We start from the raw sequence: 22,156 nt of genomic DNA, 5'->3' as shown, positions 1-22,156 counted from the left end.
ATATTTCCGGAGGGAAAATGAAATTATTTTTAAATAGGATACGTCGGTTAACAGGAATAACATGTCTAGCATTAGCGATGACAGCAGGTACAGCATCAGCTAGCACTCCCAAAGACTCACTAGTCGTCGGCTGGCAGTTTGATGACATTATCACTTTAGACACAGCCGAAGTTTTTGAATTCTCGGGAGCTGAAATTGTGGGGAATAGCTATGACCGTCTGATTGGCTATGATCCTAACGATGTCTCTAATATCTTCGGTGTTGCTGCTGAAAGCTGGGAAGTCAGTGATGACGGCAAGGTCTTTACCTTTAAAATGCGTAAGGGAATTAAGTTTGCATCAGGTGGTGAGATGACAGCCGAAGATGCGGCGTTTTCACTTCAACGCGCCATTATCCTGGATAAGTCTCCAGCTTTTATCTTAACTCAATTTGGCTTCACAGCTGAAAATGTGAAAGACAAAATCAAAGCAGTTGATTTAGATACACTGACCATTGAAACAGATAAAGCGTACGCACCAACATTTGTTCTGTACTGCCTCTCATCAACCATTGCTTCTGTTGTTGACAAGGAAGAAGTGTTGAAGCATGAAGTAGACGGTGACTTGGGCTTTGCTTGGCTACGTACACATTACGCAGGTTCTGGTCCATTTAAAATCGAACAGTGGAAACCGTCTGAAATTGTTGTTTTAAGTGCTAACAAGGATTACTGGGATGGCGCACCAAAGATGAAAAATGTCTTTATTCGACACATCGGAGAATCATCAGTACAACAACTTCTGCTGGAAAAAGGGGATATTGATATTGCCCGTAACTTGGAAACAGAGCAGTTAAAAAGTGTTAGTAGTAACGACCATATCGACCTGCTGAAAAAAGGCAAGGGTGCGCTTTACTACTTATCAATGAACCTTAAAGACCCGATTCTGGCTAAACCAGAAGTACAGGAAGCGCTTAAATATCTGATCGATTATAAAGGTTTAGAAGAAACAGTATGGGCAGGTCGTGGGCAAGTTCAGCAAGCTTTCCTTCCTAAAGGCTTCCTTGGTGCTCTTGAAGACCAACCTTTTTCTCTTGATGTAGAAAAAGCGAAAAAGCTATTAGCAAAAGCAGGTTATCCGGATGGTTTTGATATCGAATTGATTGTACGAAATGCACCGATTCGTATTGATACAGCAAAATCTTTCCAGACAACTTTTGCGAAAGCAGGCATCAATGTTAAGTTGATTCCTATGGATGGAAAGCAGGTATTAACCGTCTATCGTGCACGTAAGCATCAACTGTTTTTCGGTGCATGGGGACCAGATTATCAGGACCCGCACACAAACGCCGATACTTTTGCTAAGAACTTAGATAATAGTGATGACGCAAAATCTAAGCCTGTTGCATGGCGTAATGCATACGCTCCAAAGGAAATGACAAAAGAGACATTATCTGCGGTACTTGAATCGGATGCTGCGAAGCGTGCCAGCATGTATCTGAAAATTCAGAAAGAACACCAGAAACAAGCACCTTTTGCTTTCATTATGCAAGAACAGGAAGTTGCTGGAGTTCGTGATGATGTTGAAGGATTTATACTTGGCCCATCCTTTGATAACAACTCATACAAAGACGTTGTGAAGAAATAATGGAGAAGTCTGTAACCAGGGACGGTGTTTCTACCGTCTCTTTTTCTCCCACGTCCTTAGCAAAGAAGGCAAAACCGTTTATTCACTTTGTCGGTATGCTAGCAATAACAGTTCTGGGCCTTTTGGTTCTTACTTTTGTTATCGGTCGTATGATGCCAACCGACCCAGTTATTGCAGTAATCGGTGATAAAGCGCCTGAAGAGCTCTACCAAAAAACTTACTTGGAAATGGGTCTGGATAAACCGATACCGGTTCAATTTATCTATTATCTTCATGGTGTGATTCAAGGGGATTTAGGCACTTCGGTACGGACAGCTAATTCGGTGGTTGACGACATTCTCAACTATTTTCCGGCTACTCTGGAATTAGCAACGCTAGCCACATTATTTGGGGTGTTGTTTGGCGTTCCTATTGGTGTATTTGCTGCTGTAAATCAAAATAAGTGGCCGGATAATTTGGCCCGAGTATTCGGGCTGATCGGTCATAGCGCTCCTATATTCTGGCTAGCAATGATAGGTATTGTGATTTTTTATCAGCATCTAGACTGGGTTTCGGCGCCTGAAGGCAGGTTGAGTGTCATGTATGAATATACTCTGCCTAAAGTGACCAATATGGTTCTGATTGATACGATATTAGCTAAAGACTGGGGCGCATTTAAGGACGCTTTCTCACACATCATCTTGCCCGCATCTCTACTTTCATACTACAGCATTGCATACTTAAGCCGTATGACACGTTCATTTATGCTCGAGCAACTCAAACAAGAATACATAATTACTGCGAGGGTAAAAGGGGTATCTGAACGGACAATCATCTGGAAACACGCATTAGGAAATGCGTTGGTTCCACTGATAACAGTTATCGCACTTACCTATGCAACCTTATTGGAAGGTTCTGTCCTGACAGAGATTGTATTTTCCTGGCCTGGACTAGGTCGTTATATCACCGATAGTCTGCTTGCTGCAGATATGAACGCGGTACTTGGCGGAACCATTGTTGTCGGTCTGGTATTTATTCTATTGAACTTAACCTCGGATCTTCTATACAAAGTTCTCGATCCAAGAGCCAGATAGACATATAAGGGTTTTTAATATGACAGATTTAAAGGGATGGTTATTAGCCGATACTCCTGACTCAAGAGCACAGGCTGCGCTTGGTCGCAGCTATGTAGGTTGGCTACGTTTCTTTCATAATCCGCTGGCAATGATAGGGTTTGTAATTGTTATAGCGTTAGTCTTGCTAGCGCTACTTGCTCCGTACCTCGCGCCAGAGGGGATAACCAGTGGCTTGACAGGGCAAGAGCTTAAAAATAACCGTTTTCAGCCGCCCTCAATGGAGCACTGGTTTGGTACAGACGGTCAGGCTAACGATGTCTTTAGCCGTATCATCATTGGTAGCCGCATTACTTTACTTATTGTCGGCATAGTTATTTTCACCGCGCCTATTTTGGGTTTTGTTATAGGGACCGTATCCGGTTATTTCGGTGGTTGGATAGATGTGCTATTGATGAGAATTACCGATGTTTTTCTTGCATTTCCAAAGTTAGTGTTGGCACTTTCTCTAGCGGCGGCGATGGGACGCGGACTAGAATCGGCCATATTTGCTATCGCGATTACTTCATGGCCTGCCTATGCACGCCTTGCTAGAGCAGAGACACTTACAATCCGTAATACAGATTACATAGCAGCAGCCAGATTACAGGGAGCTGGGCACTGGCGACTTATCTCAGGGCATGTTATGCCTCTATGTCTTTCATCCTTGGTTGTTAGGGTTACCTTAGATATGGCCGGTATTATTCTTACCGCTGCTGGCTTAGGATTTCTGGGACTGGGGGCACAACCGCCTATGCCTGAGTGGGGGGCAATGATAGCCGAGGGGCGCGACTACATTTTGAACTACTGGTGGTTAGCAACCTTTCCAGGACTAGCTATTTTTATAGTCGCACTAGGTTTTAATCTTCTGGGGGATGGGCTTAGAGACGTATTGGATCCAAAATCAGGAGGACAACATTGATGAGTCATTTAAACAAGCTTTACGGCAATCTGCTAGAAGTTGAAAACCTCAACGTAGAATTTCCTTCTGTTTATGGTGCAGTGCATGCTGTTCGCAATATTTCATTTAATATGGGACGCGAAAAAGTCGCGATTGTCGGTGAGTCAGGCTCCGGTAAGTCACAGGCCGGGCGAGCACTATTAGGACTGAGCCAAGGAAATGTCAGTGCTGACAAATTGCGCTTTGACGGTTTGAATCTGCAGAACCTGTCAACTCGCGCCTATCGGGAGATCCGCGGAAAGCGCATTTCTATGGTGATGCAGGACCCCAAGTATTCACTGAATCCGGTCATGACCATAGGCAAGCAGATGGTTGAGGCATGCCAGATTCAAATGAAACTTTCTAAAAAACAATCTTATAAACGTTGTATTGATATGCTGGAAGCGGTTCGTATTAGAAATCCTCAAAGAGTATTTAAAGCCTATCCGCATGAAGTATCAGGTGGGATGGGACAACGTATTATGATTGCTATGATGCTACTTTCAAATCCGGATTTACTGATCGCCGATGAACCGACATCTGCCCTTGATGTGACAGTCCAGTTACAGGTACTGGCGATAATGGATGATTTAGTTAAAGAACGGGGAATGGGGCTTATTCTTATTTCACACGATTTACCCTTAGTAGCTAGTTTCTGTGACAGAATTCTGGTGATGTACGCTGGACGGATTGTAGAGGAAATTGAGGCTAGTAAGCTTGAGCAGGCGCAGCATCCGTATACAAAGGGGCTACTCTCTTGTTTACCTAGTAATGTGGTTAAAGGACAACCGTTATCCACGTTACAACGTCAGGATAGCTGGCTAAATGCGACGTTGGGCTCACGAGGTGAATTGGTATGATGATGGAACAGCAAACTCAGATCACACCGGCAATAGAGCTTAAAAATTTATCGATTCACTTTGGCAGCGGAGATGACCTAGTCAAAGCGGTGAATCAAGTCTCATTTAGTGTACCTGCACAGCGATCTTTTGGTCTAGTCGGTGAATCTGGGTCGGGTAAATCAACGATTTTACGAGCGCTGGCCGGATTAAACCAGCATTGTGGCGGAGAGATGTTTCTTGATGGTCAGGTCTTAAATAATCAACGCAACAAAATTTTCTATAAAAAGGTACAGATGGTTTTTCAGGATCCGTATGCATCCCTGCACCCTAGACACACTATTGATAAAATACTGGCAGAGCCGTTAGCCATTCACGGGTTAAAGGATACTGAGCAGCGCATTACCCGGGTTATGGATCAGGTATCTCTTCCAAGTAAGTTTCGGTTTCGATATCCTCACCAGTTATCCGGTGGACAGCGTCAGCGTGTCGCCATAGCTCGGGCGTTAATTCTAGAGCCCGAAATTTTGTTGCTTGATGAGCCGACTTCCGCACTCGATGTCTCTATTCAAGCAGAAATTTTAAATTTGCTTAACAGGCTCCGCGATGAACTATCACTGACCTACGTTCTGGTCAGCCATGATCTCGCTGTGGTGTCATATATGTGCGAACAAGTTGCGGTGATGCAGCATGGAAAACTGCTTGAGTTGCTTGAGGTCGATCAATATGGAGAAACTCAGGCGCAACATCCTTATACCGTTCAGCTAAATCTAGCATCAAAGGGTTATGACCGTGAAGTGATATCGCGCTTTATTGATCATGACTGATGGAGTGAGAGTACCGTCAATTAATTGATCTCTGGTGAATCAACTCTAAAAACGTTGCAGGCGGGTGTAGAGGAGTGCGGATTCCGTCACTTGATTATGTTATTCCGTGGCTATATCTTCGCGCTGCTTCTCACAGTAGAGCTCTAGGTACTATTTAGATGTTGGACAAAAGAAAACGCAGCCGATTGTGTGAGTGTTTAGAGGTCTATGTTTTGTTGATTGGGTCTAATCTAGCTTTCAATGCTTCGCTGTCACCACCATGCCCCGTGAAATCACCTGACTGATTTGGCGGTGATGCCTGCACCAGCTGGATCACTCCAGGTGTATGGGTTAGAGTGACTTGCTGCGGTATCGGCTAATTGCTTAATGAGCTAAAGAAATAGCTAAAGGGACATACACTTTAATCTATTAGATACACTGATTCATAAGCGGATAGATTAGGTGAACGACTAAAGGAAGAATACTTAATTTATAGTAACCTTACCAACTGTATAAATAACGAATAGACCTATTGATATCGTCACTGTGACACTGGCTAACGTGCCTAACATTACGTATTCCGTTAATTTCTTATCTTGAGCTGCTGTCAGGTCTCCGAACCTAAAGACAGACTTTGCTGCTAGTAGAAAACCAATTACGGAATACTGGCTCAATAGTATAAAAGTGAGCATAAGGAACCGTTCGAAATACCCTATTTGTTGCCCTGCTGATTTAAGGGTGTCGGTGTCGTCTTCGGGTTTTAAATCTCTCGTCCATGGTTTTAAGATCATAGAGATTAAAACAGATGCTGGTTTAAAGATTGCTATATAAGCCAGGATATACAACGCATGCTTGTGTGAAAGGTTATCTATTGTCCATTGCTCTTTAAAGCTTTCAACTTGTCCCGTTACTACCAACCAAACAGCTATTAACACTCCAATATGTACCAACTGATCAACGAGGAAGTAGATTAACTGCCACTTCTGGCTATAAGATTTTATTAGATCTGTTGCGTAGTGTATCACTGATACTGCTACTACCACATACATGGCATTTAACACTGTACTGTTACTATTTAGTACATAGAAAATGGAGGCGGCCACAATTCCATGCAATGCAGAGTGTAATAAAAGTTCTATTGATTTGTGATGATGTTCGTTTTTCTTCTTTACCCATGAGTCTGGCTGAAAATAAAAGTCACATGCAACATGCCCTAGTATTAAAAACATAAGGAGGGTTATGTCTGACATTACTGATACTCCTCTTTCACACATTTTTCAAAGTGCCGTATGTATTCTTCTACTAGCTGGTAGTGGCTGGCGTTAAGTAGCTTAGTCGTGTTTCTGCGTTCTTTCCCTAGAGCATCAGCAACGTCTTTGTGCGATTTTTTTGTGAAACAAAATAGGACAGTAAGGCTTCTGTTTGTATCTTTGTTAGTCCACTTATATGTGCGTCTACAAACCTAGTCAACAGTTCAACTTTATCTTGTAACACTAGGCTATTTGATTGCACCGACAGGTGGTTGCTTTTTAATTTATCTAATCCAGTTCCAGAAAGTACAAACGCTTCCCCTGTAGAAGTTTTGGTATCCTTACCAAGGTACATAGCTTCACCAACACCGATACACTGCCTTGCATCTATTTGTAATTCAGACGTTTTAAGTGCGAGACGTATCTTCAACGCTGATAGTACTGCGTCAGCAGGTTTAAAAATACTATTTGGAAGGCATCCCCCCTATACATATCGAACCGAGCATCTGTTTGTTTGGTCAACTCAACTAAAGTGCTCTCTAAAATAGCAAGCATTTTCTGGTAGTTCTCTGGCGCTATCTTCTGAGAATCCACTATATCACCAGTAACTACACTAACAATTTGTCCTGACATACGTCAACCTACTCTACTTTTTAGCTTTCACCTATGTATGGTGATGGCTACCCTAACGTTATTATTACGAATCTCTTAAAGATATACTGTTACTAAGAGCTTTCGAGTAAGGTACTAATGAAAGTTCCTTTTGGGTAATGGTACCTCTTAGGGTTCCTATGGTCAACGAAGCATATATAGTTCTTATTTACACGGCACCGTTAGTAGCTCCTATTCCAATTACACGACTAGGAGTTACTTCCTTCATGATGCTACTAAAGGATCCTTCCTCGCACGGTACCACTAGAGGTTCCTTTTTAATATGGTACTACTAGGAGGTCCTATCTTACATCTTGCTACTAAGTGCCTTCCTCGCAGTCTGCTACTAAGATGTATGGACTCCCTCTCCTCGGAGAGTTACGTTTAAGTTGACCAAAACCCAACAAGAGTCCATATAATGAATAAATATAATATTATCGTCATTGATCTGGCAAAAAATGTTTTCAAAGTATGCAAAGTTAGCCCACAAGGAAAGGTTTTATTTAATCGGGAGGTAAGTCGGGCGAAGCTAAAACAGCTTTTAATCAAAGAAAAGCTTTCTTTTGTGAAATTCAAATGAAAGGCTTTAGTCTTTGGGGTGCAATGTCGCCGAACCTCATCGAATTAGAGCTAGGGAAATCACAGCAATACGAATTAGCTTATGCACTCGCTAAACTAAAAATACAGAGCGTATTATCTTTAAAAACATGTATTGCGCTAGATAAATTACACTGTATTTACGCTAATGGGATAGTGACGAATATTGATAAAGACAGTATTTAGTAACTACTTGATAAGTCTAGCTAACCCTTGTCTGGGCTGATTTCCACTGCATCTCTATTTGGGTGATTTAGGATGTGGTCTTCCCAGTTTACGACTTCAATCTCATACACGACTTTTCCACGTACGCTCTCACCTTCCGCATGCATAGCCGACTTAGAACCGGTAACCAATGGGTGCCATTTGGGTAGTGGCTTACCTTCAGAAAGCAGTCTATAAGAGCACGTTTCTGGTAGCCAATTAAACTCAGAGATTTTATCTCGGCTCAATTTTAGGCACTCTTCTCCGGATTTGAAACGATTGGGATAATCTTTGCAACTGCATGTTTTGCTATTGAGCCAACTACAAGCGACATTGGTGTAGTAAACTTCATCCGAATCTTCATCCATTAATTTATGTAAACAGCACTTTCCACATCCATCACAGAGAGATTCCCATTCTTCTTCTGTCATATCTTCTAGAGGTTTTTCTTGCCAAAATGGGTTCATCGTTAAAGTCTACTTAATTTCTATTTGGGTCAGACTTATACCTCCCTACATTCCAAAGTGCAAGAAATTAGTTGCTGAACATATAGGTGACTTTTGTTACTATCGCGACCCTTTTTACGTTTTTAAGGCTTATTATGGAATGTCGATTAGGTTGCGGTGCATGTTGTATTGCTCCGAGTATTTCTTCGTCTATACCGGGAATGGAAAACGGTAAGCCTGCAGATGTTCGTTGCATTCAATTAGATGAAAACAACCTATGTAAGCTGTTTGGTAAACCGGAACGACCAGACGTCTGCCACAACTTCAAAGCTTGCAATTCTATATGCGGTGATTCGCCCCAAAAAGCACTTGAGAATATACAAGAATTAGAACGCATCACTTAAACGCTATTTTAATAGATTAGATTGATTCAAAAAATCAACAACTGAGGCACAATTATTCTTATATGTTGGAATAAGAGCAAAGATTAGCATTAACTCTGACGTTATATTTGGTTTTGCCAACGTAAAACCGTCTATTCATGTCTATAGTCTTCTGGTTATTTACCTGAATTTAAAGGCTATTGTATGAATAAGTATATTGCAGAACTGTTTGGTACATTTTGGTTAGTTCTTGGTGGATGCGGTAGTGCTGTGCTAGCTGCAGCCTTCCCCGATGTAGGTATTGGTTTATTAGGCGTTTCACTCGCTTTTGGTCTAACGGTATTAACTATGGCTTATGCGATAGGTCACATCTCAGGTTGTCACCTCAATCCAGCGGTATCTGTTGGCTTGTGGGCAGGAGGCCGATTCGAAGCAAAAGAGCTTTTCCCTTACATCACTTCTCAAGTTATTGGTGCCATACTTGCTGGCGGTGTGTTGTTTATCATCGCTTCCGGTCAACCAGAGTTCGACGCAGCTGCATCTGGCTTTGCGTCAAATGGTTATGGTCCCCACTCCCCGGTCAATTTTCAATCACGTCCGCGCTCGTTACTGAAATTGTTATGACCATGATGTTCCTTATCGTTATTTTAGGCGCTACGGACACAAGAGCGCCTGCTGGCTTTGCGCCAATCGCGATTGGCTTATGTCTGACACTAATTCACTTAATCAGTATCCCTGTTACAAACACTTCCGTTAACCCCGCTCGAAGCACTGGGGTGGCTTTATTCGCTGGTGATTGGGCCATATCTCAGCTTTGGCTGTTTTGGGTAGCCCCTATTGTTGGCGCAGTTTTAGGAGCAATGGTGTATAAACTGATAGGTAAAAAAGAAGGCTAATTAAAAAAACCAAATAAGAAAGGTTAAACGACACTCAAAAAAGAAGGGTTGCGAATACGCAACCCTTTTTATAATTTTTGCCTGCCAAGTAATGAATGTGATAGCGTCGTGCCATCAACCAATTCCAACTCGCCCCCAACTGGGACACCATGAGCGATACGACTTGCATTAACACTATGAGCATGACACAGCTCAGCAATATAGTGTGCCGTAGCCTCACCTTCAACGGTCGGGTTAGTCGCAAGAATAACTTCGTTAATATTGCCTCTTTGTAAACGGTAATCCAGTACATCTAAACCGATGTCACTAGGGCCAATTCCGTCTAACGGCGATAAATGCCCCATCAATACAAAGTATCGTCCAGAGTATTGCCCTGTCGCTTCGACGGCTGCAATATCAGCTGGGCTTTCAACAACACATAACAGCCCATTTTCTTGGCGCTTAGCATTAGTACATATATGGCAAGTTTCTTCCTCTGTAAAGGTTCGACACTCGCTACAATGGCCTATTTCGATCATTGCTTTAGAAAGGGCGTCCGCAAGCTGCAAGCCGCCTTTTCTATCGCGCTGTAACAAATGAAACGCCATACGTTGTGCTGACTTAGGACCCACCCCAGGCAGACATCGTAAAGCCTCCATCAACTGTTCCAGCATTTGACTGGTTCGCATAAATATCTGCTACTAACTTATGTTTAGAACGGCATTTTCATACCTGGTGGTAATTGCATACCGCCAGTTACTGAGCCCATCTTTTCTTTTTGAGTTTCTTCAACACGGCGAGCAGCATCATTGAAAGCAGCAGCAATCAAATCTTCTAACATCTCCTTGTCGTCTTCCATCAAGCTTTCATCGATATCTACACGACGTACGCTGTGGGAGCCTGTAATGGTTACTTTAACAAGGCCAGCACCGGATTCACCGGTTATTTCCATGTTAGCAATTTCTTCTTGAAGCTTTTGCATGCGATCTTGCATCTGCTGGGCTTGCTTCATCAAGTTACCCATACCGCCTTTACCACCAAACATTTTGAATCTCTCTGGTTAAGTTGCTTTTCGTTAATTAACTTATCACTAAATATGGGGTCGAATACAGTATCTTCAACCCTTTAAATTGGTCTTACACTTTCAGCCACTAATTGTGCTGAAAATCGTGTTTGAATAAACTGAACATTTTTATCAGCTTCAAGTACTTGATGTGCCGAATTAAGTTTATTTTGATAGATCGCCTCCCTCAACTCAAGAGGTGTTTGGCCTTTTTCATTGACTTCAATTGTAAGGTGGCATTGCTCGCCTAAAGCCTTGTTTAGCGCATTCAGCAATTCACTTTGCGCCTTATCTTTATTAAGGTGGGCTTGGGAAGCCCGTAAATTCAACACGATTGTCGAGCCTTGCTTTTCATAAGAAGAATTGAGCGCTAATTGCTCTACTAACTTAGGAATATCAAGTTTCTGAATTAACGCTGCCCACTCATCTTGAATGACAGATTCGCGAATGAGCTTTTCGACCATCTCTGGTGTTTTAGTGTGCTCTAAAGCCTGTTTTATCTGCGTTGGTGTGAGATCTTTTTTCTCTTCTTCTACAACTTGAGGGGAAGAAGCTTTCCATTGATAAGGTTTATTATTCTCTGTCTCATCTACCACAGACTGGTCATTTAAATTATTAGGCGACACCAATTTTGTAACACTATGTTGTTGAGCTACCCGCTCAATAGCACTAGTCGGTGGTGCCGCTTTAGGCTTTTTTCCACTATTACTCGCAGTAGAGCTAGGCGTAGAAACCTGTGCTCGCTTAGATCGAAGTTGGTGTCGAAGCCCAATAATCGGTGATTTCTTTATAGTTTCGGGTTCTTCAACCTGTTTCGGTTGTACTGGAGTAACGCCAACAGGTTGCTCCGTGAGTTGGGATCGCCCTACGGGAACAGAAGGCTGATATATCTCATTTGGCACATAATCGACCGCAGGATCATCTCTCATCGGAGGATAATCGTCTTCTGATGGCATAGGAGGCATATCAGATTGATACACGGTAGTATCATTTACCGTAGGTATCTGGTTTTGCTCTGTTCGTACAGCAGAGTTATTCATTACATTGCTTGTTAGCACAGGGGCTGTTGCAGACTGAATAGGCATACTTTGTGCTGTTTTCGTAGTGTCTATCGATTGTTCTTGCTGCTGATTTGGCAGTTCAATAATGCTAGCGTTATCCGCTTTTGAAGGACGGAACGCCATCATTCTAAGCACCGTCATCTCCAGCCCTATTCTAGCAGTGGGTGCTAGCGGTAAGTCTTGCCTGCCTTTTAAAGCAATTTGATAAAATAACTGCACATCTTGAGGTGCTAGATATTGACCCAATAGCTCAATTTTTTCGGCATCTGGCGTACTCTTATCTAGCGATGCGGGAAGGGCTTGAAACATAGCAATTCGGTGTAACTGGCTCGCTAATTCTTGTAAAAGGTTGTCCCAATCGACACCATTTTCTGCCAGTAATTGAACAGAAGATAGGGCATTAGAAACTTGTTTGCTTGCCATGGCTTCTAATAAGTGAATGGCTTGATCGGTATCTAGAGCACCTAGCATGCTTGACACAATGTCAGTTGAGACCGTGCCGTTTCCCAGCGCTATCGCTTGATCCGATAGACTCAAAGCGTCACGCATGCTCCCATCAGCAGCATGAGCAATCATGCCCAACGCCCTTTGTTCAGTGGCTACACTTTCTTGTTGGAGAATAGTGTCTAGCTGCTCATGGATGATATCAACGCTGATAGGCTTGAGATGAAACTGCAAACACCTAGAAAGGATAGTAACTGGCAATTTCTGAGGATCTGTTGTTGCCAGTAAAAACTTAACGTATTCAGGTGGTTCTTCAAGGGTTTTAAGAAGTGCATTAAAACTATGCCTAGACAGCATATGCACTTCATCTATAAGGTAAACCTTAAAACGCCCTCGCGCTGGTTTATATTGAACGTTATCAAGTAGCTCTCTGGTATCTTCAACCTTGGTTCGAGACGCAGCATCAATCTCTAAAAGGTCAACAAATCGACCTTCATCAATCTCTTTACATGCGCCGCAATGACCACAAGGCTTTGCGGTAATACCTGTCTCGCAGTTTAACCCTTTAGCAAATAAACGCCCTATAGACGTTTTACCTACACCACGAGTACCACTAAACAAGTATGCATGATGAAGTTTATTTTGACTCAATGCATTTTCCAATGCAGTCAATACATGAGACTGCCCAACCACTTCATTAAAGGTAGTCGGACGCCATTTACGCGCTAAAGCTAAGTAACTCATTCAATATTTCCAGCTCAGATTATCTTAATGAATGTTGATCGAATTAATGACCTTCAAATTCACAGATGCTGTAAACATTAAGGCCAATGGCGGCAAGGCGAGCCTCACCACCAATTTCAGGTAGGTTGATTACAAACGCAGCATACTCTACATCACCACCTAATCGACGAATTAGTTTCGTTGTGGCTTCAATAGTACCACCTGTCGCGAGAAGGTCGTCAACGACAAGTACTTTATCACCTTCGTTGATAGCATCTGTATGAATTTCTAGCGTATCCATACCATATTCCAATTCATATGACTCTGCGATTGTGGCACGAGGTAACTTACCTGGCTTTCTTACTGGTACAAAACCAACACCTAACTCTAATGCTAATGGTGCACCAAATAGAAAACCACGCGCTTCCGTTCCAACAATTTTGGTAAAGCCCATCTCTTTGTATTTGTCTACGAGCAATTGAATGGTTGCTTGGTAAGCCGTTGCGTCTTCCATTAGGCTTGTTACATCGCGGAACAAGATACCCGGCTTTGGGTAATCAGGAATAGATTTAATACTTGCTTTAATTAATGTGATTGTTTCAGTAGTCATATTCATTCAAATTTTGTTGTGATTCGCTTGTACGATATAGCTGTAATCTATAATTATTATTGTTAGCACGACAAGCTAAGAAACTATGAACTGGTTTGCACTTTCTAGACAAACCAATACATAGAAAAACAAATGCCCACTCCGAAGAGTGGGCACACTTCCTCATTATGTTAGTGATTTTCTTCCCTATGAGCAACAAAGGAAAAGAAAGCAAACGTTCAAACCCGTCATAGTGTGCAATAAATCTACTTATTGATTTTTTTTCGCTGATAATTTGGCCACATTTAACTATTTTAAATCAGGTTTAATGTCCAAGCTGAAATGACTTACTCCTATATTGGCAATATTTAGCTTACCACCGCAAAGAATACTTAGGTCCTCTATAATTGTATTTTTTAGGCATCCCATCCCAAGTCGATGACCCGCTTCAATATGTACTTTCTTTGCTCCTTGAGTCCAAATCGCTTCCAATCCCGCAGGTAAAATACTCACTGTACCATCCGTCATGTCTGCTATACCTATTAAAGCGCTAACAGGTGAAACGCCATTAATGCACTCTAGCCCGCGTTCTAAATTCTCTGCAAAATCGGCCAACATAGCTTTACTCAGATTTTGCCTTCTTAAAGTATCATTAAACAATGCTCGAATTAGCAATGACGTTGCTACGCCATCACCAGCTTCTGTGGTTGAGTCAACGACATAAAATGCAAATTGACCATCTATCAACCAAGCATAATCAAAAACCAATGGCATATTTTCTAACGATTGGAGCAGGCTATAACTACATTTCCATTTCCCTTGCTTCGTATCTCTATCAGGTAGTAATGCATTTAACAAATCTTTCGCAGCACTAGGATTGTCTTTTAGATAGTCTAAATGCCAATATAATTCTTTATCGTCAGGAACATCCCCTTGTTCACCGACCCTAAACCATTGACTGGAAAAATCTCGAGAGGCATTACTATGCTTGTTTTCGTCCTCCAAGATAATTGATATCGCTGATAGCAAATGTTTTGGTGCGGATATAGGTTTAGTCAAAAAATCTTTGATACCAAACCGCAAAGCACGTGCAACATCTGACATATCGTCAGTTGCTGAAACAACTATCATAGGAACTTCTGGGTACTCCCAACTCACTTCTTCCGCGAATTCGATACCATTGAGTATCGGCATTGATATATCGCAAATAATAAGGTCGGGAACTTCTTCTCTTAATTTCTGTAGTCCATCCAAGCCATGTTCAGCTTCGATGACAAAGAATCCTTCTTTTTCCAATACTACTGACGTAAATCTACGAAAAATAGGATCGTCATCCACCAACATTATGGTCTGACTATCCATACGACTCTTGTGCTCCAATTGAGCAGAATCGACTTGAGTACTCATCATATAAACCTCACCCATCTAAGTTTGGGTTCTTCCTTTTTATTGTTATTTATCCCCCCTATAAAAGGTAGTTCTGATTCACGATTTATACAACATATGCGATCTAGTTGCGGAATTGTCTAAAAACAGGACCACATATTGACGTAAAGCAAATTCAGAATAAAGATAACAGTATAAATTGACTGAACAAGAAATTAGGAACTTTCCCTGTTGATGAAATTTGATGATCTAAATCTATTCCGACTGGTTGTCGAGAATGGTAGCTATACGGCAACTTCTCGAAAAACCCTTATCCCTGTCGCAACAATTACTAGACGTATTCAGGCACTTGAAGACTCGCTAAATTTACGGCTTTTGAATCGCCATGCTCGAAAGTTATCATTGACAGAAGCAGGAGAACGTTTTTATCAAGAATGTGCCCCTATTTTGAAAAACCTCTCGACTACGACAGAAGAAATAACTGACGATTGCCGTGGTGCCGCAGGAAAACTAAGAATATCAGCACCGTCTAATCTTACTAAACGCGTCATTCTTCCGATGCTTAGTGACTTTATGGCACTCTACCCTGATATCAACATTGAACTAACAATGAATAACGACGCGGATCAAATCGACCCGACCGAATGGGATATTATCTTTAGGGTTGGCCCTCAACGAGACTCAAGCTTAATCGCACGTAAAATAAATTGTGTTAAGGATGTACTTGTTGCTAGCCCTGAATACCTAAAAAACAATAAAGCACCTCTCAGCCACGCTGACGATCTATCCGACCATCCGTTGTTAAAAGGAAACCCTTTACTAAAGTGGCAATTGACCAGCGATACAGGAGAAACTGTCATTAATAGTGACAAAGCGAGGTTTGAGGCAAACGCTCTTAACGTTGTTCGACGAGCAGCAGCGAGAGGTCTAGGAATTACACTCATGCCCGACATCATGCTACAAGGGTATTTTGACAATGGAACCTTAGTTCGTGTTCTTGATAATTGGAGTGCGAATTCTCGTGATATCTATATGCTTTACAATCACAAAGATCATCAGCCAGAAAAGGTTCGTTTGCTCATCGATTATGTAACGCATTATCAGGACAAATAATACGAATGTACTAACCTGATGAAACAGTAATACATTCTAAAAATGAAAAAACCAGAGGCTAAGAAACACTCTGGTTTTTTCAGTTTAACGAATATGCTATTAAGCGCCTTCGTTATATAGTTCCAAACTGGCAAGGTCTGCCTGAATATCTTTTTGCAATTTGGTGTCATCGTTTCTGAGCGAATCTAAAAAATCTAAGTATCTCTGGTCAATATCACCAGTAACATATTCACCATTAAAGACAGATGTCTCGAATTGCTTAATATCGACATTACCTAAACCTACTGCTGATACTAAGTCTTCCAATGTTTGGAAAATAAGTGCATCTGCACCAATAAGTTTAGCGATTTCTTCCGCGTCACGACCATGAGCAATTAATTCGTTTGCACTTGGCATGTCGATACCATAGACGTTAGGAAAACGAATTTCAGGCGCTGCTGATACCATATAAACGTTCTTAGCACCGGCTTCTCGTGCCATTTCTATGATTTGCTCTGAGGTAGTGCCTCGAACAATAGAATCGTCCACTAACAGTACATTCTTACCTTTAAACTCAGAACGAATAGCATTCAGTTTGCGACGTACCGATTTTCTACGCTGAACCTGCCCTGGCATTATGAATGTACGACCAACATAACGGTTTTTAACAAAACCTTGGCGGTAAGGTTTGTCCATGATTTGTGCTATCTGAAGGGCGATATCACAGGACGTTTCTGGGATAGGAATAACAACGTCAAACTCCAGATCCGACCATTCTCTTTGGATTTTTTCACCCAGCTTTTTACCCATTTCTACACGAGCACTGTATACCGAAATTTTATCAATAAATGAATCTGGACGTGCAAAATAGACATACTCGAAAATACAAGGATTTACTTGAGGGTTATCTGCACATTGACGCGTAAATAATTGGCCTTCAAACGTAACGTAAATACCTTCACCCGGGGCGACGTCGCGCACAAAGTCAAACCCCACAGCATCTAACGCTACAGATTCTGATGCCACCATATATTCTGTTTTACCATCTGACTCTTTTTTACCTAAGCAGAGTGGACGGATTCCATGCGGGTCACGAAAAGCAACCATACCGTGACCGATAATCATCGCGGCTACCGCATAGGCACCTTTAATGGTTCTATGCACGTTAGTAACTGCTCGGAAGACATCTTCAGAAGTAACGTTACCTTTAACTGTATCAATCTCATGAGCTAATACATTCAACAATACTTCCGAATCCGAAGTAGTGTTTACATGGCGACGATCTTTTTCAAATAGCTTTTCGCGAATCTCAGCTGCATTTGTTAAATTGCCGTTGTGCGCCAAAGTAATACCAAATGGCGAGTTTACATAAAATGGTTGTGCTTCAGACGCACTAGAACTTCCCGCCGTTGGATAACGAACGTGACCAATACCCACGTTTCCCTGAAGGCGTTGCATATGCTTCGCTTCAAACACATCTCTAACTAAACCGTTCGCTTTCCGTAAACGAAAACGATTGCTTTCTATGGTAACAATACCAGCTGCATCTTGGCCACGATGCTGCAATACAGTCAATGCATCATAAATTGACTGATTGACAGGAGTTGTACCCACGATTCCAACAATACCACACATGTGTTAACCCTCAGTTTCTATAAAAATGGCACTAAATAGTGCCAGATAAAAAGCTCGATGTTTGTTTCAAATGGTCGAAAAATGGCGCGATAATCCGGCTAAACTCCGGTATCAACACTGAGTCTTTCCACCACTCAGAATTTGAGAATGCTGTAAATGCATCCATAAAAAACAGAACTGCAGCGATAATAAGTACACCTCTCAATGTGCCAAACACCACACCAAGTACTCTATCTGTGCCTGATAAGCCTGTTTTTTGTACCAGCTGAGCTATAACGTAGTTGACAATGGCACCGACAACTAACGTTGCGACAAAGAGCGCAGCTATTGCCGCACCTTTGCGAAACATATCATCTTCTATTCTGGAAAAGTACACGGCTAATTTTTCATAATATTGACTTGCTATGAAAAACGCACCGAACCAGATAACCAATGACAATGCTTCTTTAACAAAGCCTCTTACTAAACTGATCAGAGCAGAAAGCCCGATCACACCTAAAATTACAAAATCTATCCAATTCATTTGCTTTACATCTTTAAGTTGGCGCGCATTTTAACAGAAAAAATCGCGACGCAAACGTTTTCTTATGGGTTTAAGGGCTTAAATTTCAACAATTGACCTTTTGAGCCTGTAACTTTTTGAAGTTCTTTGATTTGTCTTTCTAATTTATCTTTCGAAGCATCAGGGCCAATGATGACACGAGTAAACTCATCTTCCTGCTTTATATGTGCCTGATAGCCGCGTTTTTGTAAATCATTAACCAGTGTTTTCGCGTTATCCGCATTTTTTAGCGCCATTAATTGAATAATCCAAGCACTCTCTTGATAGTCATTTTTTTCTATAACATCATTAATAACCACTTCAACTTCTTTCACTTCATCTTCATTCACCTCTGCGTCTATAACATCAGCGGTAATGCTCGATTTAGTAACAGGGCTATCTGGTAATGCAGTTTGAACGACAATAGGTTCCAGCACTTCAAATGATTCAACTTCCGTCCCCACATCTGGCTTAAGGGGAATTGCCGCTAGTTCTTCTTTGTAGTGCTTTTTTTCACCGTCTAAAACATCGGGCAGAACAATAACCCCGACAGCAACTAAGATAATAGTACCAACCAAACGGCTTTGGAATTTACTTGCCATTTGTACTCCTTTGCAACTGTAAATAAACTAATATTTCCGCAACGGTTCTAAAAGAGCCTACCACTAAAATAACATCTTCTTTGTGGACTTGGCGTAACGCCGCTTGATACGCAAATGTCGGTGATGAGTACGTAGTGCATTGCCCTTCAATATGTTCAACTAACTCATCGGCAGTGGCCGCCCTGGGTCCATCGAGTGAACTTGGATACCACGTTGTGATAGCTGGTTCCAAAACCCTCACGGTTTGGGCGATATCTTTATCATGTAGCATCCCTAACACGCAATGAATCTGTTTACCTGCATAACTCTTCTGTATCTGCTGCACTAAGTATTCTGCAGAATGAGGATTGTGAGCGACATCTAAGATAATGACAGGGGCACTACTGACCTTCTGCATCCGTCCTGACAGTTTTGCTTTCTTTAAACCATTGACAATATTAACGTCCGTAATATCAAGGTTTGCAACACCGAGCGCCATTATTGCGGTAGCCGCATTTGGCAAGGGTAAACTTGGTTTGGGGAGTTCAGTAAGGTCAAAAGCACCACTGTTCCAATTCCAAGATTCAACCCCTTCATCATATTGGTACTGTATTCCAACTTGATAAAGCTCTGCTCCAATTTCATCTGCGTATGCGGCAACCGTTATCGGTGAATTTGGCTGACCACATATCGCTGGTTTACCGGCCCTAAAAATACCGGCTTTTTCTTGAGCAATAACATTAATGTCATCGCCTAGCCAGTCGACATGATCTATCGCTAGACTAGTTATCACACTTACATCATGGTCAACAATGTTGGTTGCGTCTAAACGACCACCAAGACCCACTTCTAAAATAACGACATCAACCGCTTCTTGTTGAAACAAACGCAAGGCGGCAAGAGTGCCAAACTCGAAAAAACTTAAACTAGTTTCATCGCGTTGTGTTTCAATAAACGAAAAAGCCTGAGAGTGTTTGGCATCTGACAAAGTGGCTCCATTAATTCTCACTCTTTCATTATATCGAATAAGATGTGGAGAACTATAGACGCCTACAGAATAGCCTGCATCCAAAAGAATAGCTTCAAGAATGGCACAAGTGGACCCCTTACCATTTGTTCCGGCAACAGTGATTATTTTATTGGCTGGTTTAGTAAGGTTTGCTTTTTCTGCCACGATTTGAACACGCTCTAGTCCGAGATCTATAGCGCTGGTATGAATATTTTCTAAATAATCAAGCCACATCGGTAAGGACGATGTGGCTTGCGGTATCTTGCTTTGACTCATTAACTTACATCACGATTAAACGTCTAGGTTAACAAGTACTTTACTCTTTTTCTTCCGGTACTGGAACTTTATATTCAGGTTCTGTTGTTTCAGTTGGAACTTCTGGAGCATCGTCTACCGAAACGACCAACGGTGAACCGTGATTAGTCATTTTTGCAATTAAACTCGCAACGCGTTGGCGCATTTCGCGACGATCAACGATCATATCAATGGCGCCATGTTCTAATAAGAACTCACTACGTTGGAAGCCTTCAGGTAAGTCTTCCCGTACTGTTTGCTCAATAACTCGGCGTCCAGCAAATCCGATAAGCGCTTTAGGCTCACCGATATTTACGTCACCAAGCATCGCTAAACTTGCTGACACTCCGCCCATAGTAGGGTCCGTCATTACAGAAATAAACGGCAATCCTTTATCGGAAAGGCGCTCTAATGCCGCGCTGGTTTTGGCCATTTGCATTAATGACATAAGTGCTTCTTGCATACGTGCACCGCCACTCGCTGAAAAGCAGACTAATCCACAGTTTGCTTCCATTGCAGCTTCAACTGCTTTAACAAAGCGAGCACCAACAACCGAGCCCATGGAGCCGCCCATGAAAGAGAATTCAAAGGCACACGCCACAATAGGCAAGCCTAATACTTCACCCTGCATAACGACTAGAGCATCTTTTTCACCACTGTTCTTTTGAGCAGCGGAAATACGATCTTTATAGCGTTTAGTATCTTTAAACTTCAACTTATCTTGAGGTTCAAGATCGTTTGCAAGTTCAACGCGGTTATTTTCATCTAAAAACGTTTCTAGACGACGACGCGCCTTCATACGCATATGATGGTCACACTTTGGACAAACCTCCAAATTGCGCTCTAATTCAGCGTGATAAAGAACTTGTTCACATGATGTACATTTGGTCCATACACCTTCTGGGATTGAAGCTTTACGAGAGCTTACAATGTTACTTTTCGTTAATATTTTTTCAAGCCAACTCATGGAAGACCTTTTATTTTATTTCTACCGCCAAATGGCGAAAGAGTTATAATTCAATAATATGCGGACAGATTAAACCACAGATTTTTAGCGCTGTAGACAAAAAACTGGTTGTACCTATTTATAGACTAGCAAACAGTTTCAATAAATCACTAAGATTTGAGTATGTTAGCAATAAATAGTTCCATTGCAACTTCGATTTAGAACACGGCATCCGGCAAAAAGAGCGGTCCTAATGGCACTCTAGGAAGCTCAAATTTCTCAGGATAATCAACATCGACTAAGTATAAGCCATCGGGTTTAGCCGTTGCACCCGCTAAAGCGCGATTCTTTTCAGCAAGTAACCACTGTATCCACTCTGGATTTTGGTTACCCCTTCCAACTTCTATTAAACTACCTGCAATATTACGAACCATATGGTGTACAAACGCATTGGCTTTAATATCTAAAATGACATAACTACCGCTGCGCGACACATTCAGGTGGTGGATATTCCGCCAGGGACTACGTGACTGGCAATGGGTTGCGCGAAAAGAACTAAAGTCATTCTCACCTAATAAGAACTGACCCGCTTCATGCATTTTTACAGCATCCAATTCTCCGTGGTAATGGCTCACACCGTTACAAAGAATCGCAGGACGAAACGCATTATTAAAAATGATATACCGATAGCGTCGGGCAGTGGCTGTAAATCTTGCATGGAATTCATCAGGGACTTCTTTCGCCCAACGAACCGCAATATCTTTTGGCATATTAGCATTAGCACCCATGGTCCAAGCTATTAACTTTCTAGTCGAATGTGTATCAAAGTGGACAATTTGACCTGAGCCATGAACACCTGAGTCAGTTCTTCCTGCGCACTGAACTTCTATTGGATGCGCTGCAACGATAGACAACGCTTTCTCTAACTCCTGCTGCACGCTATTGACGTGCTTTTGTCTTTGCCAACCAGAATAGTTAGTACCGTTATATTCAACACATAAAGCTATACGCATGATATTTCCTAAGGACTTTCAATATGTCATGTTTGATAGATGGGCTATCAATTTTGGAGCTGGATTTTAGAGTCC

At 41.9% G+C, this 22,156-nt stretch carries 22 protein-coding genes and 3 pseudogenes; 9 read left to right on the top strand and 16 right to left on the bottom strand.

Annotated elements, in window-relative coordinates:
• Nucleotides 1-77 precede the first annotated feature (77 nt).
• From PGX00_RS06735 to PGX00_RS06715, 5 genes are read left to right on the top strand one after another with little or no spacing between them, the layout of a single operon-like run.
• Nucleotides 78-1,622 carry an ABC transporter substrate-binding protein gene (locus tag PGX00_RS06735; protein WP_272133874.1) on the top strand — a complete coding sequence of 515 codons (1,545 nt, stop codon included), beginning with the start codon at nucleotides 78-80 and terminating at the stop codon, nucleotides 1,620-1,622.
• Nucleotides 1,622-2,695 (top strand): ABC transporter permease, encoded by a 1,074-nt coding sequence (locus tag PGX00_RS06730; protein ID WP_272133872.1) that lies wholly within the window; start codon nucleotides 1,622-1,624, stop codon nucleotides 2,693-2,695. Before PGX00_RS06735 ends, PGX00_RS06730 begins: the two co-directional genes overlap by 1 nt.
• A 19-nt stretch (nucleotides 2,696-2,714) precedes the next feature.
• Nucleotides 2,715-3,635, top strand: a complete 921-nt coding sequence (locus PGX00_RS06725; RefSeq protein WP_272133870.1) for an ABC transporter permease — start codon at nucleotides 2,715-2,717, stop codon at nucleotides 3,633-3,635.
• Entirely contained in the window at nucleotides 3,635-4,513 is an 879-nt protein-coding gene (locus PGX00_RS06720) for an ABC transporter ATP-binding protein (protein ID WP_272133869.1), read from the top strand. Before PGX00_RS06725 ends, PGX00_RS06720 begins: the two co-directional genes overlap by 1 nt.
• Nucleotides 4,510-5,319 (top strand): ABC transporter ATP-binding protein, encoded by an 810-nt coding sequence (locus PGX00_RS06715; RefSeq protein ID WP_272133868.1) that lies wholly within the window; start codon nucleotides 4,510-4,512, stop codon nucleotides 5,317-5,319. Before PGX00_RS06720 ends, PGX00_RS06715 begins: the two co-directional genes overlap by 4 nt.
• A gap of 464 nt (nucleotides 5,320-5,783) precedes the next feature.
• On the opposite strand, the gene PGX00_RS06710 is transcribed toward PGX00_RS06715, so the two are convergent.
• From PGX00_RS06710 to PGX00_RS06700, 3 genes are all read right to left on the bottom strand, one after another.
• Complete coding sequence (locus PGX00_RS06710) at nucleotides 5,784-6,548, bottom strand: DUF3307 domain-containing protein (RefSeq protein ID WP_272133866.1); 765 nt, start codon at nucleotides 6,546-6,548, stop codon at nucleotides 5,784-5,786.
• Nucleotides 6,549-6,654: 106 nt separating this feature from the next.
• Nucleotides 6,655-6,978 (bottom strand): hypothetical protein, encoded by a 324-nt coding sequence (locus PGX00_RS06705; protein ID WP_272133865.1) that lies wholly within the window; start codon nucleotides 6,976-6,978, stop codon nucleotides 6,655-6,657.
• The gene (locus tag PGX00_RS06700) at nucleotides 6,975-7,181 is read right to left on the bottom strand and encodes a hypothetical protein (RefSeq protein ID WP_272133863.1); all 207 of its coding nucleotides are present in this window, start codon (nucleotides 7,179-7,181) and stop codon (nucleotides 6,975-6,977) included. The genes PGX00_RS06705 and PGX00_RS06700 overlap by 4 nt, the downstream gene beginning before the upstream one ends.
• Nucleotides 7,182-7,775: 594 nt before the next feature.
• On the opposite strand from PGX00_RS06700, the gene PGX00_RS06695 reads away from it, so the two are divergent.
• Nucleotides 7,776-7,982 (top strand): hypothetical protein, encoded by a 207-nt coding sequence (locus PGX00_RS06695; RefSeq protein WP_272133862.1) that lies wholly within the window; start codon nucleotides 7,776-7,778, stop codon nucleotides 7,980-7,982.
• A gap of 20 nt (nucleotides 7,983-8,002) precedes the next feature.
• Here PGX00_RS06695 and PGX00_RS06690 read toward each other — a convergent pair whose 3' ends face one another.
• On the bottom strand, nucleotides 8,003-8,467 hold the full coding sequence (locus PGX00_RS06690) for a YcgN family cysteine cluster protein (protein WP_272133861.1): 465 nt from the start codon (nucleotides 8,465-8,467) through the stop codon (nucleotides 8,003-8,005).
• A 134-nt stretch (nucleotides 8,468-8,601) separates the two neighbouring features.
• Here PGX00_RS06690 and PGX00_RS06685 point away from each other — a divergent pair, with 134 nt between their 5' ends.
• Nucleotides 8,602-8,850, top strand: coding sequence for a YkgJ family cysteine cluster protein (locus PGX00_RS06685; protein ID WP_272133860.1), 249 nt, complete (start codon nucleotides 8,602-8,604; stop codon nucleotides 8,848-8,850).
• A gap of 183 nt (nucleotides 8,851-9,033) precedes the next feature.
• A pseudogene (aqpZ, locus tag PGX00_RS06680) lies at nucleotides 9,034-9,725 on the top strand (aquaporin Z).
• Between the two features lie 68 nt (nucleotides 9,726-9,793).
• Here aqpZ and recR read toward each other — a convergent pair.
• The 5 genes from recR to PGX00_RS06655 form a co-directional block, all read right to left on the bottom strand.
• Complete coding sequence (gene recR / locus PGX00_RS06675; RefSeq protein ID WP_272133859.1) at nucleotides 9,794-10,393, bottom strand: recombination mediator RecR; 600 nt, start codon at nucleotides 10,391-10,393, stop codon at nucleotides 9,794-9,796.
• 23 nt (nucleotides 10,394-10,416) lie between these two features.
• Nucleotides 10,417-10,749 (bottom strand): YbaB/EbfC family nucleoid-associated protein, encoded by a 333-nt coding sequence (locus PGX00_RS06670; protein ID WP_272133858.1) that lies wholly within the window; start codon nucleotides 10,747-10,749, stop codon nucleotides 10,417-10,419.
• Nucleotides 10,750-10,829: 80 nt separating this feature from the next.
• Nucleotides 10,830-13,016, bottom strand: coding sequence for a DNA polymerase III subunit gamma/tau (dnaX, locus tag PGX00_RS06665; protein ID WP_272133856.1), 2,187 nt, complete (start codon nucleotides 13,014-13,016; stop codon nucleotides 10,830-10,832).
• 43 nt (nucleotides 13,017-13,059) lie between these two features.
• The gene (gene apt / locus PGX00_RS06660; protein ID WP_272133854.1) at nucleotides 13,060-13,605 is read right to left on the bottom strand and encodes an adenine phosphoribosyltransferase; all 546 of its coding nucleotides are present in this window, start codon (nucleotides 13,603-13,605) and stop codon (nucleotides 13,060-13,062) included.
• A gap of 288 nt (nucleotides 13,606-13,893) precedes the next feature.
• Nucleotides 13,894-14,994, bottom strand: a complete 1,101-nt coding sequence (locus tag PGX00_RS06655) for a response regulator (RefSeq protein WP_407702341.1) — start codon at nucleotides 14,992-14,994, stop codon at nucleotides 13,894-13,896.
• Between the two features lie 210 nt (nucleotides 14,995-15,204).
• Here PGX00_RS06655 and PGX00_RS06650 point away from each other — a divergent pair, with 210 nt between their 5' ends.
• Nucleotides 15,205-16,083 carry a LysR family transcriptional regulator gene (locus PGX00_RS06650; RefSeq protein WP_272133853.1) on the top strand — a complete coding sequence of 293 codons (879 nt, stop codon included), beginning with the start codon at nucleotides 15,205-15,207 and terminating at the stop codon, nucleotides 16,081-16,083.
• Between the two features lie 99 nt (nucleotides 16,084-16,182).
• Here the strand turns inward: PGX00_RS06650 and purF are convergent, their stop codons facing one another.
• From purF to truA, 7 genes and pseudogenes are all read right to left on the bottom strand, one after another.
• Nucleotides 16,183-17,697: an amidophosphoribosyltransferase gene (purF, locus tag PGX00_RS06645; RefSeq protein WP_272133852.1), complete on the bottom strand. Its 1,515-nt coding sequence runs from the start codon at nucleotides 17,695-17,697 to the stop codon at nucleotides 16,183-16,185.
• 31 nt (nucleotides 17,698-17,728) lie between these two features.
• Nucleotides 17,729-18,220, bottom strand: a complete 492-nt coding sequence (locus PGX00_RS06640; RefSeq protein ID WP_272133851.1) for a CvpA family protein — start codon at nucleotides 18,218-18,220, stop codon at nucleotides 17,729-17,731.
• A gap of 62 nt (nucleotides 18,221-18,282) precedes the next feature.
• Nucleotides 18,283-18,567: pseudogene (locus PGX00_RS22890) on the bottom strand (SPOR domain-containing protein); the annotation flags it as partial.
• Between the two features lie 57 nt (nucleotides 18,568-18,624).
• Nucleotides 18,625-18,840: pseudogene (locus tag PGX00_RS22885) on the bottom strand (cell division protein DedD); the annotation flags it as partial.
• Nucleotides 18,830-20,104, bottom strand: a complete 1,275-nt coding sequence (gene folC / locus PGX00_RS06630; protein WP_272133848.1) for a bifunctional tetrahydrofolate synthase/dihydrofolate synthase — start codon at nucleotides 20,102-20,104, stop codon at nucleotides 18,830-18,832. The pseudogene PGX00_RS22885 and the gene folC, both read right to left, overlap by 11 nt.
• 40 nt (nucleotides 20,105-20,144) lie before the next feature.
• The gene (gene accD, locus PGX00_RS06625; RefSeq protein WP_272133847.1) at nucleotides 20,145-21,089 is read right to left on the bottom strand and encodes an acetyl-CoA carboxylase, carboxyltransferase subunit beta; all 945 of its coding nucleotides are present in this window, start codon (nucleotides 21,087-21,089) and stop codon (nucleotides 20,145-20,147) included.
• A 197-nt stretch (nucleotides 21,090-21,286) separates the two neighbouring features.
• Nucleotides 21,287-22,081 (bottom strand): tRNA pseudouridine(38-40) synthase TruA, encoded by a 795-nt coding sequence (truA, locus tag PGX00_RS06620; RefSeq protein ID WP_272133846.1) that lies wholly within the window; start codon nucleotides 22,079-22,081, stop codon nucleotides 21,287-21,289.
• Between the last annotated feature and the right edge of the window lie 75 nt (nucleotides 22,082-22,156).

Origin of the sequence: Vibrio algarum (assembly GCF_028204155.1) — a bacterium.
GTDB classification, from domain to species: domain Bacteria; phylum Pseudomonadota; class Gammaproteobacteria; order Enterobacterales; family Vibrionaceae; genus Vibrio; species Vibrio algarum.
Note: the sequence above shows the minus strand (reverse complement) of the source record. Positions and strands in the feature narration are given on the sequence as shown.